The sequence below is a fragment of the Saccharothrix sp. ALI-22-I genome (genome assembly GCF_001984175.1).
Lineage (GTDB): Bacteria > Actinomycetota > Actinomycetes > Mycobacteriales > Pseudonocardiaceae > Actinosynnema.
Genome location: NZ_MTQP01000064.1, coordinates 175052 through 191006 on the forward strand (window position 1 = coordinate 175052; position 15955 = coordinate 191006).

At 70.7% G+C, this 15955-nt stretch carries 16 protein-coding genes and 1 riboswitch; of the genes, 7 read left to right on the top strand and 9 right to left on the bottom strand.

The genetic code is table 11. The annotated features are described in order from the left end of the window. Nucleotides 1-81 precede the first annotated feature (81 nt). Complete coding sequence (gene typA / locus ALI22I_RS25830) at nucleotides 82-1983, bottom strand: translational GTPase TypA (RefSeq protein ID WP_077008121.1); 1902 nt, start codon at nucleotides 1981-1983, stop codon at nucleotides 82-84. Nucleotides 1984-2131: 148 nt separating this feature from the next. On the opposite strand from typA, the gene ALI22I_RS25835 reads away from it, so the two are divergent. Then, the gene (locus ALI22I_RS25835) at nucleotides 2132-2365 is read left to right on the top strand and encodes a hypothetical protein (RefSeq protein WP_077008122.1); all 234 of its coding nucleotides are present in this window, start codon (nucleotides 2132-2134) and stop codon (nucleotides 2363-2365) included. A 46-nt stretch (nucleotides 2366-2411) separates the two neighbouring features. Here the strand turns inward: ALI22I_RS25835 and ALI22I_RS25840 are convergent, their stop codons facing one another. Next, nucleotides 2412-2711 carry a YciI family protein gene (locus ALI22I_RS25840; protein ID WP_077008123.1) on the bottom strand — a complete coding sequence of 100 codons (300 nt, stop codon included), beginning with the start codon at nucleotides 2709-2711 and terminating at the stop codon, nucleotides 2412-2414. 191 nt (nucleotides 2712-2902) lie between these two features. Here ALI22I_RS25840 and trpS point away from each other — a divergent pair, with 191 nt between their 5' ends. Further along, nucleotides 2903-3868, top strand: a complete 966-nt coding sequence (trpS, locus tag ALI22I_RS25845) for a tryptophan--tRNA ligase (protein ID WP_077008312.1) — start codon at nucleotides 2903-2905, stop codon at nucleotides 3866-3868. 154 nt (nucleotides 3869-4022) lie between these two features. Here the strand turns inward: trpS and ALI22I_RS47935 are convergent, their stop codons facing one another. The 3 genes from ALI22I_RS47935 to ALI22I_RS25860 are packed head-to-tail and all read right to left on the bottom strand — an operon-like array spanning nucleotide 4023 to nucleotide 6873. Further along, nucleotides 4023-4835, bottom strand: coding sequence for an NUDIX domain-containing protein (locus ALI22I_RS47935; RefSeq protein WP_238598571.1), 813 nt, complete (start codon nucleotides 4833-4835; stop codon nucleotides 4023-4025). 50 nt (nucleotides 4836-4885) lie between these two features. Beyond that, nucleotides 4886-6154, bottom strand: a complete 1269-nt coding sequence (locus tag ALI22I_RS25855) for a sensor histidine kinase (protein WP_077008124.1) — start codon at nucleotides 6152-6154, stop codon at nucleotides 4886-4888. Beyond that, entirely contained in the window at nucleotides 6151-6873 is a 723-nt protein-coding gene (locus ALI22I_RS25860) for a response regulator transcription factor (protein ID WP_077008314.1), read from the bottom strand. The genes ALI22I_RS25855 and ALI22I_RS25860 overlap by 4 nt, the downstream gene beginning before the upstream one ends. Before the next feature lie 139 nt (nucleotides 6874-7012). Here ALI22I_RS25860 and ALI22I_RS25865 point away from each other — a divergent pair, with 139 nt between their 5' ends. From ALI22I_RS25865 to ALI22I_RS25880, 4 genes are read left to right on the top strand one after another with little or no spacing between them, the layout of a single operon-like run. Beyond that, on the top strand, nucleotides 7013-8155 hold the full coding sequence (locus ALI22I_RS25865; protein WP_077008125.1) for a LolA family protein: 1143 nt from the start codon (nucleotides 7013-7015) through the stop codon (nucleotides 8153-8155). Further along, the gene (locus tag ALI22I_RS25870) at nucleotides 8152-9171 is read left to right on the top strand and encodes an ABC transporter ATP-binding protein (RefSeq protein ID WP_077008126.1); all 1020 of its coding nucleotides are present in this window, start codon (nucleotides 8152-8154) and stop codon (nucleotides 9169-9171) included. Before ALI22I_RS25865 ends, ALI22I_RS25870 begins: the two co-directional genes overlap by 4 nt. Then, nucleotides 9168-10001, top strand: coding sequence for an ABC transporter permease (locus ALI22I_RS25875; RefSeq protein WP_077008127.1), 834 nt, complete (start codon nucleotides 9168-9170; stop codon nucleotides 9999-10001). Before ALI22I_RS25870 ends, ALI22I_RS25875 begins: the two co-directional genes overlap by 4 nt. Before the next feature lie 4 nt (nucleotides 10002-10005). Next, nucleotides 10006-10512 carry a GNAT family N-acetyltransferase gene (locus tag ALI22I_RS25880; protein ID WP_077008128.1) on the top strand — a complete coding sequence of 169 codons (507 nt, stop codon included), beginning with the start codon at nucleotides 10006-10008 and terminating at the stop codon, nucleotides 10510-10512. Nucleotides 10513-10643: 131 nt separating this feature from the next. On the opposite strand, the gene ALI22I_RS25885 is transcribed toward ALI22I_RS25880, so the two are convergent. The 3 genes from ALI22I_RS25885 to ALI22I_RS25895 form a co-directional block, all read right to left on the bottom strand. Continuing rightward, entirely contained in the window at nucleotides 10644-11615 is a 972-nt protein-coding gene (locus ALI22I_RS25885; RefSeq protein WP_077008129.1) for an ABC transporter ATP-binding protein, read from the bottom strand. Continuing rightward, the gene (locus ALI22I_RS25890) at nucleotides 11615-13228 is read right to left on the bottom strand and encodes an ABC transporter permease (protein WP_083752011.1); all 1614 of its coding nucleotides are present in this window, start codon (nucleotides 13226-13228) and stop codon (nucleotides 11615-11617) included. The genes ALI22I_RS25885 and ALI22I_RS25890 overlap by 1 nt, the downstream gene beginning before the upstream one ends. Then, nucleotides 13204-14235: a thiamine ABC transporter substrate-binding protein gene (locus ALI22I_RS25895; RefSeq protein WP_143532445.1), complete on the bottom strand. Its 1032-nt coding sequence runs from the start codon at nucleotides 14233-14235 to the stop codon at nucleotides 13204-13206. The genes ALI22I_RS25890 and ALI22I_RS25895 overlap by 25 nt, the downstream gene beginning before the upstream one ends. Continuing rightward, nucleotides 14226-14336: riboswitch (TPP riboswitch) on the bottom strand. (Overlaps the previous gene by 10 nt.) Nucleotides 14337-14369: 33 nt before the next feature. Here ALI22I_RS25895 and ALI22I_RS25900 point away from each other — a divergent pair. Beyond that, nucleotides 14370-14663: a 4a-hydroxytetrahydrobiopterin dehydratase gene (locus tag ALI22I_RS25900; RefSeq protein WP_077008131.1), complete on the top strand. Its 294-nt coding sequence runs from the start codon at nucleotides 14370-14372 to the stop codon at nucleotides 14661-14663. Here the strand turns inward: ALI22I_RS25900 and ALI22I_RS25905 are convergent. Then, complete coding sequence (locus tag ALI22I_RS25905; RefSeq protein WP_077008132.1) at nucleotides 14619-15830, bottom strand: mannosyltransferase; 1212 nt, start codon at nucleotides 15828-15830, stop codon at nucleotides 14619-14621. The genes ALI22I_RS25900 and ALI22I_RS25905 overlap by 45 nt on opposite strands. Between the last annotated feature and the right edge of the window lie 125 nt (nucleotides 15831-15955).

Here is a 15955-nt window from a genome sequence, read left to right on the forward strand (position 1 = left end):
CCGTGACGCGGAAAGCGACGGGCACCCAGGGCCGTAGCCCTGGGTGCCCGTCAGCACACCCTATATATAAGGAGTAGAAGATCAGCCCCGCAGCTTGTTGCGGTTGCGCTCGCGGCCGCGCTGGTTGGCGTCCAGGATGACCTTCCGCACCCGCACGACCTCCGGCGCGACCTCGACGCACTCGTCGGCGGCGCAGAACTCCAGCGCCTCCTCCAGCGACAGCTTCCGCGGCCGGGCCAGGGTCTCCATCACGTCCGCGGTCGACGTGCGCATGTTCGTCAGCTTCTTCTCACGGCAGACGTTGACGTCCAGGTCCTCCGCGCGCGGGTTCTCGCCGACGACCATGCCCTCGTACGCGTCCGCGCCCGGCTCCACGAAGAACGTGCCCCGGTCGGCCAGCTGGATCATCGCGTACGCCGTGATCGACCCGGACCGGTCGGCCACCAGCGAACCGTTGTGCCTGGTCCGGATCTCGCCGGCCCACGGGGCGTAGCCCTCGGACACCGCGTTCGCGATACCGGTGCCGCGCGTCTCGGTCAGGAACTCGGTGCGGAACCCGATCAGGCCGCGCGACGGCACCACGTAGTCCAGCTTGATCCGACCGGACCCGTGGCCGGACATGTTCTCCATCCGGCCCTTGCGGTTGGCCAGCAGCTGGGTGATGGCGCCCAGGTGCTCCTCCGGCGCGTCGATGGTCAGGCGCTCGAACGGCTCGTGCAGCTTGCCGTCGACCGTCTTGGTGACCACCTGCGGCTTGCCGACGGTCAGCTCGAAGCCTTCCCGCTTCATCTGCTCGACCAGGATGGCCAGCGCCAGCTCACCGCGGCCCTGCACCTCCCAGGTGTCGGGGCGCTCGGTGGGCAGCACGCGCACCGAGACGTTGCCGACCAGCTCCGAGTCCAACCGGGCCTTGAGCACGCGCGCGGTCAGCTTGGTGCCGCCGCCGCGACCGGCCAGCGGGGAGGTGTTCACGCCGATCGTCATCGAGATCGCGGGCTCGTCCACGGTGATCCGCGGCAGCGGCTCGGGGTTGTCCACGTCGGCGAGCGTGTCGCCGATGGTGATCTCCGGGATGCCGGCGATGGCGACCAGGTCACCCGCGCGCGCCGTCTCGGCGGGCACGCGGTCCAGCGCCTCGGTGATCAGCAGCTCGGTGATCCGGACCTTCTGGATCGTGCCGTCCTCACGGCACCACGCGACCGTCTCACCCTTGCGGATGGTGCCGGACTCGATGCGGCACAGCGCGATGCGGCCGAGGAACGACGACGCGTCGAGGTTGGTCACCAACGCGCGCAGCGGCGCGTCCGCGTCACCCATCGGGGCCGGGATGTGCTTGAACAGCACCTCGAACAGGACGTCGAGGTTCTCCTCGTCCGGCAGGCCGCCGTCCTCGGGCTGGTTCAGCGACGCCCGGCCGGCGCGCGCCGACGCGTAGACGACCGGCAGGTCCAGCACCGATTCGTCGGCGCCGACCTCGCTGGCCAGGTCGAGCAGCAGGTCGTGGGCCTCTTCGACGACCTCGGAGATCCGGGCGTCGGGGCGGTCGACCTTGTTCACCACCAGGATCACCGGCAGACCGGCGGCCAGCGTCTTGCGCAGCACGAACCGGGTCTGCGGCAGCGGGCCTTCGGAGGCGTCCACCAGCAGCACGACGCCGTCGACCATGGACAGGCCGCGTTCGACCTCACCACCGAAGTCGGCGTGGCCGGGGGTGTCCACCACGTTGATGGTGACCGGGCCGTCGGGCGTCTCGCGGCGGACCGCGGTGTTCTTGGCGAGGATCGTGATCCCCTTCTCGCGCTCCAGCTCGCCCGAGTCCATGACCCGGTCGACGAGCTCGGCTCGCGCGGAGAAGGCGCCGGACTGGCGAAGCATGGCGTCGACGAGTGTGGTCTTGCCGTGGTCAACGTGCGCGACGATCGCGACGTTGCGCAGGTCGTTGCGGACCAGCGTTTCCTTGATCGACGCGGTGGCCGTGGGCACGCGGAACTCCTAGAGCTGTCTGTGCGGGGGAAGCCAGGCGCCGGACGTTGGATCGCGCGCAGCCTTGACGACAGCCTACCGGGCGGAACGCCCTTACCACACACGTACCGTAGGTGAGGTCAGCCTCACCTACCCTGTGGACACCCGGATGAGTGGAGCACGGCGCGTGGGCAAGGTCAAGGTGAAGAAGAAGTGTTGTCGGTCTACACCGCGGTGCAAGCGTTGCCCGGTCGTGGTGCTGCTCAAGGCCAGGGAGAAGGCCGCGAAGAAGGCCGCGAAGCAAGAGCGCAAGGACGAACGCGAAGTCGGCAGGCCCGGCAAGATCGGCAAGATCGGGAAGGTCGGGAAGGTCGCGAAGAAGGACCGGAAGACGGCCGTGTGAGACCCACCACCCGACATGCGCCGGGTGGGACGCGGGCCGCTCGCGGCTAGCCCATCACTGCCTCGTTGACCCTGGCCAGCTCGGGCGCCGTCCGGGTGGCCTGGAACTCGACCACCTGGTACTTCGCCAGCTTGCGGATCGCGAGCGGGTCCGTGGCGAGCAGCGCGTCCAGCTTCCCGCGCAGCATCGGCCGCGCGATGATCACGCTGCCCACGCGGGGTACCTGACGGCCCGAGGCCAGGAAGCGCCCGGCCTCGTACTGCTTCTTCAGCCACTCCACGTGATCCGGCAAGGCGTAGTCGACCTCGTCCAACGGGGCGGTGTACTCCAACAGCACGACGTACATGGAAAGAATGTAAACCGCGACACACGGGGGTAACACGGTAAGATCGCGGTTATGCGCACTCTCCACCCGTTCTGGTGGTCCGCCTTCAGGCGGCCCTGAGAACTGCGCGTCAGACGAACGCAGGCCGCCCGCTGGGCGGCCTTCGTGCTTTCGGGGGGCCACGTCGAGCGGGCACACCCGAAGGGATGACCATGATCAGGCTGTCCGCGATCACCCCGTCCGGCCCCGTCCAACTGGGCAACTACCTCGGCGCCATCAGGCGGTGGGCCGCCGAGGGCACCGAAGAGGACGTCTACTTCATCAGCGACCTGCACGCGATGACGACCTCGCACAACCCGTCGAGGCTGCGATCACTGACCCGGGAGCAGTTGGCGGTGCTCATCGCCGCCGGCGTCGATCCGAGGTCGGTGGCGGTGCAGTCCGACCTGGTCCGCGAGCTGGGCGCGCTGACGTGGGTGCTGGAGTGCACCTGCACCTACGGCGAGGCCGCCCGGATGATCCAGTTCAAGGAGAAGTCGGAGGGCCGGTCGTCGGTCCGGTTGAGCCTGCTCACCTACCCGGTGCTGATGGCCGCCGACATCCTGTTGCAGGGCGCGCACGAGGTGCCGGTCGGTGACGACCAGCAGCAGCACGTGGAGCTGGCCCGGGTGCTGGCGCGGCGGTTCAACGGCACGTACGGCGAGGTGTTCGTGATGCCGCGTTCCGTGGTGCCGCCGACCGCGGCGCGGGTCCGTGACCTGGCAGATCCGACCCGCAAGATGGACAAGTCCGCCAAGGACGCCGCGGGCACGGTCTTCCTGCTCGACCCGCCTGACCTCGTGCGCCGCAAGATCCAGCGCGCGGTGACGGACGACCGGGGTGAGGTGCGTTACGCGCCGGACGAGCAGCCGGGCATCGCGAACCTCCTGGAAATCCTGGCGGCGTGCACCCGCAAGGACCCTGCGGAGCTGGCGGGCACCCTGAAGGGCTACTCCGAACTGAAGGCCGTCACCGCCGACGCGGTGGTCGAGGAGCTCCGGTCCGTCCGCGAGAAGACACAGGAACTCCTCAACGACCCCGCCGAGCTGGACCGCGTACGCGCCCACGGCGCCGAACGCTCCCGCGAACGCTGCAACCACCGCCTGGACGCAGCCCTCCGCATGTCCGGCCTCGGCTGACCCCCTTCGAGAGTCGAACCTCCAAGTCCCGAGAGTCCTGCGTTCCGGTACCCCGAGTTCAACACTCAGGTCGGTCGGCCCGTGTCCTGAGCGTTGAATTCAGGGGTCCTGAGCGTTCGACTCTCGCGGTCTGGAGGTTCGACTCTCGGAGGGGTTAGGGGAGGAGGGGGTGTAGGGCGGGGAGGAGGACGCGGTCCGCGGGGAGCCAGTCGAGGGTGTCCAGGTCGGCTGCGGTGAGCCAGCGGAGGGCGTGGTGTTCGACGGCTTCGGGTTCGCCGTCCGTGAGGTGGGCGGCGAACACCCGGAGGAGGAGGTCGGAGCGCAGGGGGACGTCGGGGCCTACCTGGTCGCCGGGCTCCACGGTGACGTTCAGTTCCTCGCTGCACTCGCGGACCACGGCGGCGTGATCGGTCTCGTCGGGCTCCACGCGTCCGCCTGGTAGTTCCCACTTGCCTGCGGCGTCGGCGGGGTAGGAGCGTTGCTGGGCCAAAAGCAGGCCGTTGCGGATGATTGCGGCACCTACTACTACGCGCGCGCTCCGCAACTCCACGCTGCGTTGCGACACGGCCGCAGCACGCGCTTGCAGGACCTTCAACGCCAAACCCCGCCCCACGAGCACGTCGGCCAGGCGTCCGAACGGCCCACCGGGGCTGGACCACTCCACCGAGTCGACCACCATCGTGCCGCCGCCGGTGTGCAGCAGGTCCGTGACCAGCGTGAACCGGGGCAACGGCCCACCGACCAGCTCCGCCGACACCCCCGTGGTGTCGGCCCGCGTCACGACCAGCCTCCCGTTGACCGGCCCCACCGACCCGGCCAGCTCCGCCCCCACGAACAGCACCGGCCCGCCCAAGATCCGCACGCCCAGGCCACGGACCGCACGGGCCAGCAACCGGGCGTCCAACAACGCGGCGGCGACCGTCCGCAACGGGGCGTCGACCAGCGTGGTGGTTCTGAGCTCGGGCACGAACGACGATCCTGCCATCAGCACGACCGGTCACCAGCCACAGCCGGCCATCACCGGAAGAGCGGCCAGCGCACCTCCAGCCGGGCGCCGCCCTCAGGCGACTCACCGGCCCGGATCGTGCCCTTGCGCCGACGCACCAGGTGCGCGACGAGAGCCAACCCCAACCCGAACCCGCCGGTGGCACGTCCGCGGTCCGATTCGACCCGGTAGAAGCGGTCGAACACCTTCTGCCGGTGCTCCTCGGGGATGCCGTGGCCGTCGTCGTCCACCAGCAGCCGCACTTCACGCGCGGCCGGCAGCACCGAGATCCGGATGAACGTGCGGGCGTAACGGGCCGCGTTGCGCAGCAGGTTGTCCAGCACCAGTTCGACCTCGGTCCCCGCGGCGGAGATCAGGCACGCGCTGATCGGCGCGGCGATCTGCACCAGCAGTTCCGTCTCGCCCAGCCGGTCCACCGCGGCATGCGCCTGCAACACCAGGTCGACGGGCTCGGCGCGGGGCAGTTCGCCGGTGTCCGCCCGCGCCAGGATCAGCAACGCGTCGACCAGCGCGGACATCCGCACCGACTCCTCCACCACCGATTCCAGCACCTCGATGGAGAAGTCCGGGTCGGGGTGCGCCACCGCCACCTCGGCCTGCGCCCGCACGGACGTCACCGGTGACCGCAGCTCGTGCGCGGCGTCACCGGTGAACCGGCGCAGCCGTTCGGTGGCCTCGTCCCGTCGGGCCAGCAGGGCGTTCAACGCCTCCGCAAGCGCTTGCAGCTCGTCCCGTGCGGCCGGCACCGGCAGCCGTTGACCGCGCGGCAGCTCACCCGCCGCCACCCGCATCCGCTCCACCGGCCGCAACGACGACCGCACGGCCAGCCACGTCGCTATCCCCACCAGCCCCGCGACCAGCACCGCGGCCACGGCCAGCCACCGCGTGCCGAGGCTGTTGGCCTCCTGGTAGCCGACGAGCGTGTCACCGGCGACGTGCAGCTGCGGCGTGCCGTCGGCCGTGAACTCCACCCGCCCGATCCACCGGTGCGCGCTGGACCCGTCGATCCGCAGCACGGGTTCACCGGCCTTGAGCCGCCGGATGTCCGCCGTCGTCAGGTCCGGCCGAGGACCGCCGTCCAACGGGTTGCCCGCGGTGTCCAGCACGCGCATGTTCCCTGATCTGGCCAGCTCCGAGTCCACCGCGCTGACCTGCACGAACCCGATCAGGCGGGGGGCGAGCAGGGTCAACGCAAGCAGGCACAGCAAGGCCACGCCGGTCGCCACGACGGTGATCCGGAACCGCAGCGTGCGCCGCAGCCACCACCGGCGCGGGTTCACCTGCGCCTGGTCCCCGCCGAACCCAACGCCGCGTCGAGATCAGGCGTGGACGCCAGGTAGCCGTGGCCGCGCACGGTCCGCACGACCTCGCCAGCGCCCATCGCGTCCAGCTTGCGCCGCAGGTAGCCGACGTACACCTCGACCGCGTTGCGGGTCGCCGCCTGCTCGTCGCCCCACACCGTGCGCAGCAGCTCGTCCTTGGTCACCACCGACCCGGCCCGGCTGGCCAGCACGTCGAGCACCGCGTACTCGCGGGGCGACAACGCCACCGGCTCACCGGCCCAACTCACCTCGCGCATCGCCCGGTCCACCACCAGTTCGCCCAGCTTGAGCCTGCGGCGCGCCAGGTCCGCCGAGTTGCGCCGCAACAACGCCCGCACCTGCGCCACCAGCACCACGAACGAGAACGGTTTCACCAGGTAGCCGTCGGCGCCGAGGTCGAGGCCGTCGGCCTGGTCCACCTCGCCGTCCTTGGCCGACACCATCAGCACGGGCGTGCGCACGCCCTCCGCCCGCATCCGCTGCAACACCCGGTAGCCGGACAGGCCGGGCAGCATGATGTCCAGCAGCACCACGTCGAACGCGCCGGTCAACGCCACCCTCAGCGCGTTGGGGCCGTCGGCGGCGGTGACCACCTCCATGCCCTCCGCGGACAGGCCGCGTTCCAGCGCGCGGCGTACACCGATCTCGTCGTCCACAACCAGCACCCGTGGTCTCACGCCCACAGCATGCCCGGTCAGGGGGACAATCGGCGCGGGAGTCTCAGTGCGCTCTCAGCCTCTCAGCGCGGTCTCAGGGCCACCGGAGGAGTGTCTGGGTTGTCGGGTCGCAAGGGGCTACCCGGTAGGAGGAGGGGACATGAACCGGAGAAGGGTGACCGTTGTGGCGGCGGCGGTCGGTGTGATCGCCGGGGCCACCGGGCTGGGGGTGCTGGCGATGCCCGCCGGCGCGGGGCCCGCACCGGTGCTGCCGGACGTCAGCGCCGAGGCGCTGGTCGAGTCGGTGCTCAACGCCAAGCCGGCCGCGTTCGGCGGTTCGGTCGCGGTGAACAACGACCTCGGCATCCCGGTCATCGCCGGTGTGCCGCAGCTGTCGGACGGTGCGAGCACGCTGCGGATGTGGACCGACGGCGAGGGCAAGCTGCGGGCGCAGCTGCCCGGCGGCGACTCGGAGCGCACGTTCGTGGACGACGGCGAGACCGCGTGGCTGTGGGACTCGGCCGAGCAGACCGTGACCAAGATGCCGCACGGTTCGTTCGAGGAGCGGAAGCCGGAGCTGAAGCCCGGTGAGCAGCAGGCCGCGCCCGCGGACCCGGTGACGCTGTCCCGCCAGGTGGTGGCGGCGGTCCAGGAGTACAGCGACGTCACCGTCGACGGCACCGCGCGGGTCGCCAACCGGCCGGTGTACGAGCTGGTGCTGACCCCGAAGCCGACCGAGAAGACGGTGTTGCGCGAGGTGCGCGTGGCGGTCGACTCGGAGCTGCGGGTGCCGCTGCGGGTGGCCGTGCTGACCAACGGCACGGACGCGCCCGCCGTGCAGGTCGGGTTCTCCGAGCTGAACGTCGGCCCGCAGGACGCGTCGCTGTTCTCGTTCACCCCGCCCGCCGGGGCGAAGGTGAGCGAGCCGGAGTCCCACGAGCCGACGGCGGAGGACAAGGCCGCCGCCGAGAAGGCGATCACCGAGGCGAACCCGCAGGTCATCGGCGAGGGCTGGGACACCGTGCTGGCCGCACGCGTGCCGCAGGACGCGCTGACGTTCCTCGCCGAGGGGCAGCAGGGTGAGCAGCGCGGCAACGGCCGCTGGCAGGAGGAGGGCGAAGGCCGGGAGGTCGACGTCCAGGGCCTGCTCAGGCAGCTGGGCAAGCCGCTCAGCGGCGCCTGGGGTTCGGGCACGCTCATCACCACCCGGGTCGGTGGCGTGCTGATCGCCGACGACGGCCGGGTGGCCGTGGGCGCGGTGCCGGAGCAGGTGCTGGTGGACGCGATCGGTCAGGTCAAGTGACCACTTCGACCAGCGCACGGGTGGGGTCGGCCGCTTCGGCGGCCGGCTCCACCCCGGTCTTCGCGGCCCGGACGCGGGGACTGCGCAAGGTGTACGGGCGCACGGTCGCGGTGGACCGGGTGGACCTCGACGTGCCGGAGGGCGCGGTGCTCGGGATGCTCGGACCGAACGGGTCGGGCAAGACCACCACGATCCGCATGCTGCTCGGGCTCGTGAAGCCGACCGAGGGGGAGGTCGAGCTGCTGGGCAAGGCGCTGCCCGACGGCGTCGCGCAGGCGTTGCCGCACGTGGGCGCGCTGGTCGAGGGTCCGGGGTTCCACCCGTTCCTGTCCGGCCGGGAGAACCTGCGGCGGGCGGCGGCGTTCGAACCGCTGCTGGCCACCGGTGACATCCGGCAGGCCGTGGAGGACGCGTTGGAGCGGGTCGGCCTCATGGCCGCCGCGCACCGCCGTTACCGGGGGTACTCGCTGGGCATGAAGCAACGGCTGGGGCTGGCCTCGGCGCTGCTCGTGAAGCGGAAGTTGATCGTGCTGGACGAGCCGACCAACGGCCTGGACCCGGCGGGCACCCGCGAGGTGCGCCGGGTGATCGCCGACCTGCACGCGTCGGGCAGCACGGTCGTCGTGTCGTCGCACCTGCTCAGCGAGATCGAGGCGACGTGCACGCACGTGGCCGTGCTACACCGGGGAACCGTTGTCGCGCAAGGCGAACTGGCCGAGTTGCTGCACGCGGACAGCAGCTCGCTGCTGATCGTCACGCCGGACGTGGACGACGCGTTGAACGCGTTGCGCGCCGGGCGGATCTCGGCCCGTCCCATCGAGGATGGCGTCCGGGTCGAGCTAATGGGCACGACCGCGCCCGTGGTGCTGGAGACGTTGGTGCACGCGGGGGTCGCGGTGCACGAGGCGCGCCGGCACCGCACCGGCCTGGAGGAGCTGTTCGCGCGGCTCACCGAGGCCGAGGAGTCCGACCACAACCTGTCCGCGGTGGACACGATCGAGGAGGGGACCCGATGAGCGCGCTGGTCGCCACCCGCGCCCCGCTGGGCAGGCAACTGCGCTCGGAGCTGCGCTGGATCCTGCGCCGGCCGCGGACGGTGATCGGGCTCGCGTCGCTGTGCCTGGTGCCGATCCTGGCCGGGGTCGGGCTGTGGTTCGCGGTGGACGGCGACGGCCCCGCCGGACCGGGTCTGGCCGCGATCATCGCGGGCAACGGCCTGGTGCTGCCGGTGTTCACGCTGTTCCTGGCGCTGCCCCTGCTGCTGCCGCTGGTGGGTGCGATCTGGGCGGCCGACGGGCTGGCCGGTGAGGCGCAGCACGGCACGTTGCGCGGGTTGATGATCTCGCCGGTCGGCCGGATCAGGCTGCTGGGGATCAAGGCGTTCGGCGTGGCGACGATGTCGTTGGTCGCGGTCACGTTGATCGCGTTCGTCGGTGCGATCACCGGTGTGGTGCTGTTCGGCGGCGAGGGGATGCTCACGCTGTCCGGCTCCACGCTGTCGTTGGGCGAGGCGCTCGGGCGGATCGTGCTGACGATCCTGCTGGTCACCGTGCAGGTGTGGGGTGTGGCGGCGATCGCGATGGCGATCTCGGCCTGCACCGAGCACCCGCTGGTGGTGATGGCCGCGACGATGGCCGGTGTGATCGTGTTCGCGGTGCTGGGCGCGTTCAGCGCGCTTGACTGGCTGCACCCGTACCTCATCACGTCGGCGTGGCAGGGCCTGGTCGACGTGATGCGCGACCCGTTGCCGACCGAGGAGTTGTGGCGCAGCACGGCGTTGGCGGGGTGCTACATCGTGATCGGGATGTCGCTGGCGGCGATGCGGTTGGTCACCAAGGACAATTAGGTCTGTGTTGCTGGAGACCGAGCGGTTGGCGTTGCGCGCGTTCGTCGAGTCCGATGTGGACTCGTCAGCCTGGTTGCTCGGTGAGCCGCGGGTGATGCGGTACATCGAGGACGGCAAGCCGGTGTCCCGGGCCGACGTGGAGCGCGTCGTGCTGCCGAAGGTGCTGGCCGGCGGCTGGTGGGCGGCGCACGAGAAGGCGTCGGGCGCGTTCATCGGCTGGTTCGAGCTGAGTGCGGTGTCGGGGGGTGTGGCCGAGTTGGGCTATCGGCTACACCCCGACTTCTGGGGCCGCGGCTACGCCACCGAAGGCGCGTCCGCGCTGGTGGCTTGGGGTTTCGCGACCGGGTTGGAGCGGATCGTGGCCTACACGATGACCGTGAACACCGGGTCGCGGCGGGTCATGGAGAAGGTCGGCCTGAAGTACGTGCGGACGTTCCACGAGGAGTGGCCGGACTACATCGAAGGCGCCGAACACGGCGACGTCGAATACGCCCTCGACCTCAACCGATGAGCTTCGCAGGGGTCCTCGCCAAGGGGACCCCTGCTTTGATCTTACCGGCGGGGTCCGACGATTTCGGTGCGGAGTCGGGCACCGGGGCGCATTCAGGCAGGTGAATGGTCCTTTCAGTCGATGACCGCGACTCAGCCGATGATCGCGACCCCGTCGTGGTCCACGGACAGCGTGACCCGGTCTCCGGGCGACGGGGGCTCGGCGACCGGTGCCACGGCCTCGAAATCGTCGTCCCCGATGCGCACCAACAGCCGGACGTGGTCACGGCGGTGCACGCGTTCCAGCACCTCGGCCTCGATCGTGCCGGACGGATCGGTCCGCAGCGCGGTGGCCCGCAGGCCGACCCGCGCGTCCACGCCGACCAAAGCCCAAGCCACCGAGGCGGGCAGGACCTTGCCGCAGCCCAGGAACCGCGCGGTCTCCACGTCGGCCGGGCGTTGCCACACCTCCGTGGGCACGCCGACCTGCACGATCCGACCCGCGCGCATCACCGCGACCCGGTCCGCCAGCGTGAACGCCTCGTCGTGGTCGTGCGTCACCACCAACGCGGTCGCGCCCGTCTCGCGGAGCAACCGCGCCAGGTCCACCGCCAACTGCTCCCGCAACGCCCGGTCCAGCGCGGACAGCGGTTCGTCCAGCAGCAGGAGCTTCGGCCGGGGCGCGAGGGCACGGGCCAGCGCGACCCGTTGCTGCTCGCCGCCGGACAGTTCGGTCACCCGCCGCTTCCGGTAGCCGGCCAGGCCGACCAGTTCCAGCAGCTCGGCCACCCGCTTCTCGCGCGCCTCCCGCTCCACCCGGTGCATCCGCAGCCCGAACGCCACGTTGCCCGCCACGTCCCGGTGCGGGAACAGCTGACCGTCCTGGAACACCAGCCCGAACCCCCGCCGGTGCACGGGCGTCCCGGCCAAGTCCGTCCCGTCCCACGACACCACGCCCGCGCCGACGGGCTCCAACCCCGCCACCGCGCGCAGCAACGTCGACTTCCCGCACCCGGACGGCCCGAGCAGCGCGACCACCTCGCCGTCCGCGATGTCCAGGTCCACGTCGGACACCGCCGGCACCGGGCCGTAGCGGACGCTCAACCCCTTGACCCGCAACGACATCAGAACTCCCCGCCGCTCGGCACCCGCAACCGCTCGATCACCAGCACCGCCGCTGTGGTCACCACCATCAGCAACGCGCACGCCGCGTAGGCCATCTGGCTGTTCAACTCCCCCGGCCGCGACATCAGCCGGGCGATCACCACCGGCAACGTCGGCGCGTCCGGCCGGGCCAGGAAACTCGTCGCGCCGAACTCCCCCAACGCCACCACGAACCCGAACCCGGCCGCCGCCACCAACGACCGCGACGCCAACGGGAAGTCGACCTCCCGCCACACCCGCCACGGGCTCGCGCCCAACGTCGCCGCCGCCTGCCGCAGCCGTTCGTCCACGGCCCGCAGCACCGGCAGCACGATCCGCACGATCAACGGCGTCACCACCAGCGCCTGCGCCAACGGCACCAGCAGCGGTGACGTGCGGAAATCGCCGGGCAGGGCGTCCATCGTGATCAGGTAGCCGAAGCCGAGCGTCACCGCCGACACCCCCAACGGCAGCATCAGCGCGGTGTCCAGGGTTTCCGCGAACCACGAACCGTGCCGCCGCAGACCCACCAGCACCACCGCCGACACCACGCCGACCAGCAACGCCACCATCGTCGCGTCGGTGGCCGTGCGCACGGAGTTGAGCGCCGCGTCCAGCCCGGACACCGCCAACGTCCCCCGCTCCCCCGTGCCGGCCAGCGCCGCATACCCGGCGAAGCTCCAGCCGTCATCAGTGGCCAGGGACCGCACCACCAGCCCGACCACCGGCGTGAGCAGCAAAGACACCACCAGCCAGGCCGCCACGACCACGCCCCACTCGCCACCCACCGGCCGACGCGTCGGCTCGATCCGCAGCGGCAACGCCTTCTCCCGCTTCCGCCGCGCCAGACCGCCGATCACCAGCACCGCGATCACCGCGGCGAACTGCACCAGCGACAACGCGGCGGCTCCCGACAGGTCGAACAGCTCCACCGTGCGCAGGTAGATCTCGGTCTCCAGAGTCCGGTGACGGGCGCCGCCCAGCACCAGCACGACACCGAAACTGGTGGCGCAGAACAGGAACACCACCGACGCCGCCGACCCGATCGCCGGGGCCAACGACGGCAGCACGACGGACGTGAACGCGCGGACGCGTGACGCACCCAGAGCGCGCGCCGCGTCCTCCGCACGCCGATCGACCCGCGCCCACAGGCCACCGACCGTGCGGGCGACCACGGCGACGTTGAAGAACGCGTTGGCCAGCACGATCGGCAGCACCCCGCCGTCCGGCCACAACGCCCGGAACGCCAGCCCCACCACCACGGTCGGCAGCACGAACGGCACCATCACCGCCGCCCGCACCACCCCCGCGCCGCGGACCCGGCAACGGGCCAGCAGGAACGCCACCGGCATGCCCGTGACCAGCGCCAACGCCGTCGCCCCGGCGGCCTGACCGAGGGTGAACCCGACCAGGTCCCAGGTGTCGGCGCGGGCCAGCACGGGCAGCACGCCGCCCTCACCCAGCCCGAGCCCGACGATCGCCAGCACCGGCCAGGCGAAGAACACCCCCAGGAACGCCAGGGGCAGCAGGGCCGCGAACGACCAGGTCAGCCTCGGACCCAGTCTCGGACTCAGCCCTGGACCAACGTGCGCCACTGCTGCACCCACCGCTCGCGGTTCGCGTCGACCTGGTCGGCGGGCAGCGATCGGGCGGTGGCCGGCAGCGGCGCGGCCTTCGTCCACGCCTCGGGCAGCGCGACACCCTCGCGTGACGGGTAGACGTACATCGTGCCCGGCACGTCGGCCTGGACCTTCTCGCCCAGCAGGAAGTCCACGACCTTCTTGGCGTCCTCGGCGTTCTTCGCGCCGTTCAGCACGCCCGCGTACTCGACCTGGCGGTAGCAGGTGTCCAGCAGCGCCTTGGTGCGCGGCGTGCCGTCGTCACCGATCTCCGCCGACGGCGAGGACGCGTAGGACACCACGATCGGCCGCGGCCCCTTGCCGCTGGAACCGGAGAAGTCCTGCGTGTAGGCCTCCTCCCAGCCGCTGACGACCTTCACGCCGTTGGCCTTGAGCTTGCCCCAGTAGTCCGCCCAGCCGTCCTCGCCGAACGCGGCGATCGTGCCGAGCAGGAACGCCAGGCCCGGCGACGACGTGGCCGGGTCCTCGACCACGAGCATGTCCTTGTACTTCGGGTCGGCCAGGTCGGCGTACTGCGTCGGCTCGCCGATGTCCTTGAACGCGGCCACGTCGATGTTCAGGCACACGTCGCCGACGTCCACCGCGTGCAGCCGGTTGGGCGGGTCGAGCCGGTAGCGCTGCGCGCCCTTCTCCGCCTCGGGGCTCGCGTACTCGGCGAACACACCCTCCTTGAGGGCGCGGGAGGCGAACGTGGAGTCCACGCCGAAGGCGACGTCCCCGATCGGGACGTCCTTGGTCAGCACCAGCTTGTTCGTCATCTCACCGGCGTCACCGCTGGCCAGGGGCTTGATCGTGATGCCGGTGTCGGTCTTGAACTGCTCCAGCAGCGCGGGCGTCAGCGCGAACGAGTCGTGCGTCACCAGCGTGACGACCCGCTCCCCCGCCGGCTGGTTGGAAGTGGTCACCGAACAGGCCGTGAGCAGCGCGAACGCGCTCGCGACGGTCAGCACTCGTCGAAACATCATCTCTCCCTACACCGGCATGACCCGGATCAGGTGTGGACGGTCGAAGGCTCGCGCGCCTTCCTCTCAGCCCGGCGCACCGGACTCCCGTGGTGAACGGGCAGCCTACCCCGCGTGGTGGGACGATCAGGGCCATGGCCGAGCTGCTGACCGACGACCAGGTGACCAACGCGCTGAGCACGCTGCCCTCGTGGCAGGCCCAGGACGCCGCGCTGGTGCGCACGGTGGAGTTGGAGAGCTTCGCGCAGGCTCTCCAGGTGGTGAACCGGGTCGCGGAGATCGCCGAGAACGACAACCACCACCCCGACATCGACATCCGCTGGCGCACGGTGACGTTCCGGTGCAGCACGCACTCCAGCGGCGGGATCACCGCGCTGGACGTGTCACTCGCGGAGGAGATCGACGGGGTGCTCGACGTCTTCCTGTGATCGCTCCGCCGGCTGCCTCAGCACCACGGCGATCGTGACGAGCGTGAGCACGCCCACAGCCGGGTACACCCAGCCCAGCGCGGAGTAGTACCAGGGCCGCGGGATGATCCAGATCGACGGCTGCACCCTGAGCAGGAACGAGATCAGGTAGCTGCCGATGGCCACGATCCACGCGATCGCCGTGACGGTCGCGAGTCGGTGCTGTGCCTTGTAGATCAACCACATCAGGGCCGGCACCGCCCACACCCAGTGGTGGCTCCACGAGATCGGCGAGACCAGCAGGCCGAGGAACTGCACGGCGACGATCATCGCCAGCGTGTCCTTCGCCTTCACCGCCGCGTGCAGGGCGAACCCGGCGAGCACGACGGCCACCGCCACCCCCAGTACGAACACGGGCCCGGTCTCCACGTCGTAACCGACCGTGCGGGACAGCGCGCCGCGCAACGACTGGTTGATCGCCGAGCCGACCGGCCCGACCCTCGTCGCGTCACCGAGCAGGTGGAACCAGTACTCGTTCGACAGGCTCGGCGAGATCAGGTAGCCGAGCCCGACCGTGCCGAAGAACGCCGCCACCGACCACACGGCCGCCTTGTACCGCCGGGTGAGCAGGAAGTAGAGCCCGGAGATCGCGGGCGTGAGCTTCAACCCGGCCGCGATCCCGACGCCCGCGCCCTGCTTCCAGCTCCGCGCGCTGACCATCGTGCCGAGCAGGAGGGCCGCCAGGACCAGGTTGATCTGGCCGTAGTTCAGCGTGGTGCGGACCGGTTCGACCCAGATGAACAGCCCGGCCCACAGCAGCGCGCGGCGCGGGTCGTTGCTACCGACCAGCTGCAACGACTTCCGGGTGATGAACCACAGGCAGGCGAGGCTGACCAGCTGCCAGAACCACCGCGCCGCGCCCCACGGGACCCAGGACAGGGGGAGGAAGACGAGCGCGGAGAACGGCGGGTAGGTGAACGGGAGGGCGAACTGGTCGGAGAACTCCTTGAGCCGCCAGTCGTAGAGCAGACCGGTGAACAGCTCGGGCGAGGCGTTCCGGTAGACCATCAGGTCCACCATGGTCATCTTCGTCTGGAAGGCGACCATCGCCAGGTGTCCGAGCAGGGACAGGCCGAACACCCACGGCGCGAAGGCGAGCACCCGCCCCTCAAGTGCACGCAGTCCCACCCTCTACCTCCACGATCGTGTGAATTGCACGACTGCCAGGCCACGAAACCGGGTACCCCGGCGTCTAGACGAGTGGGAGATCAACGCAAGGGGATAATCGCATGACCACCGACATCGTCGTGTTC

Bases quoted from the DNA above. Each gene is read 5' to 3' on its own strand.
- ALI22I_RS25900 (WP_077008131.1), top strand. From the start codon at position 14,370: ATGGCCGAGCTGCTGACCGACGACCAGGTGACCAACGCGCTGAGCACG.
- trpS (WP_077008312.1), top strand. From the start codon at position 2,903: ATGATCAGGCTGTCCGCGATCACCCCGTCCGGCCCCGTCCAACTGGGC.
- ALI22I_RS25895 (WP_143532445.1), bottom strand. From the start codon at position 14,235: ATGTTTCGACGAGTGCTGACCGTCGCGAGCGCGTTCGCGCTGCTCACG.
- ALI22I_RS25865 (WP_077008125.1), top strand. From the start codon at position 7,013: ATGAACCGGAGAAGGGTGACCGTTGTGGCGGCGGCGGTCGGTGTGATC.
- ALI22I_RS25835 (WP_077008122.1), top strand. From the start codon at position 2,132: ATGAGTGGAGCACGGCGCGTGGGCAAGGTCAAGGTGAAGAAGAAGTGT.
- ALI22I_RS25840 (WP_077008123.1), bottom strand. From the start codon at position 2,711: ATGTACGTCGTGCTGTTGGAGTACACCGCCCCGTTGGACGAGGTCGAC.
- ALI22I_RS25885 (WP_077008129.1), bottom strand. From the start codon at position 11,615: ATGTCGTTGCGGGTCAAGGGGTTGAGCGTCCGCTACGGCCCGGTGCCG.
- ALI22I_RS25875 (WP_077008127.1), top strand. From the start codon at position 9,168: ATGAGCGCGCTGGTCGCCACCCGCGCCCCGCTGGGCAGGCAACTGCGC.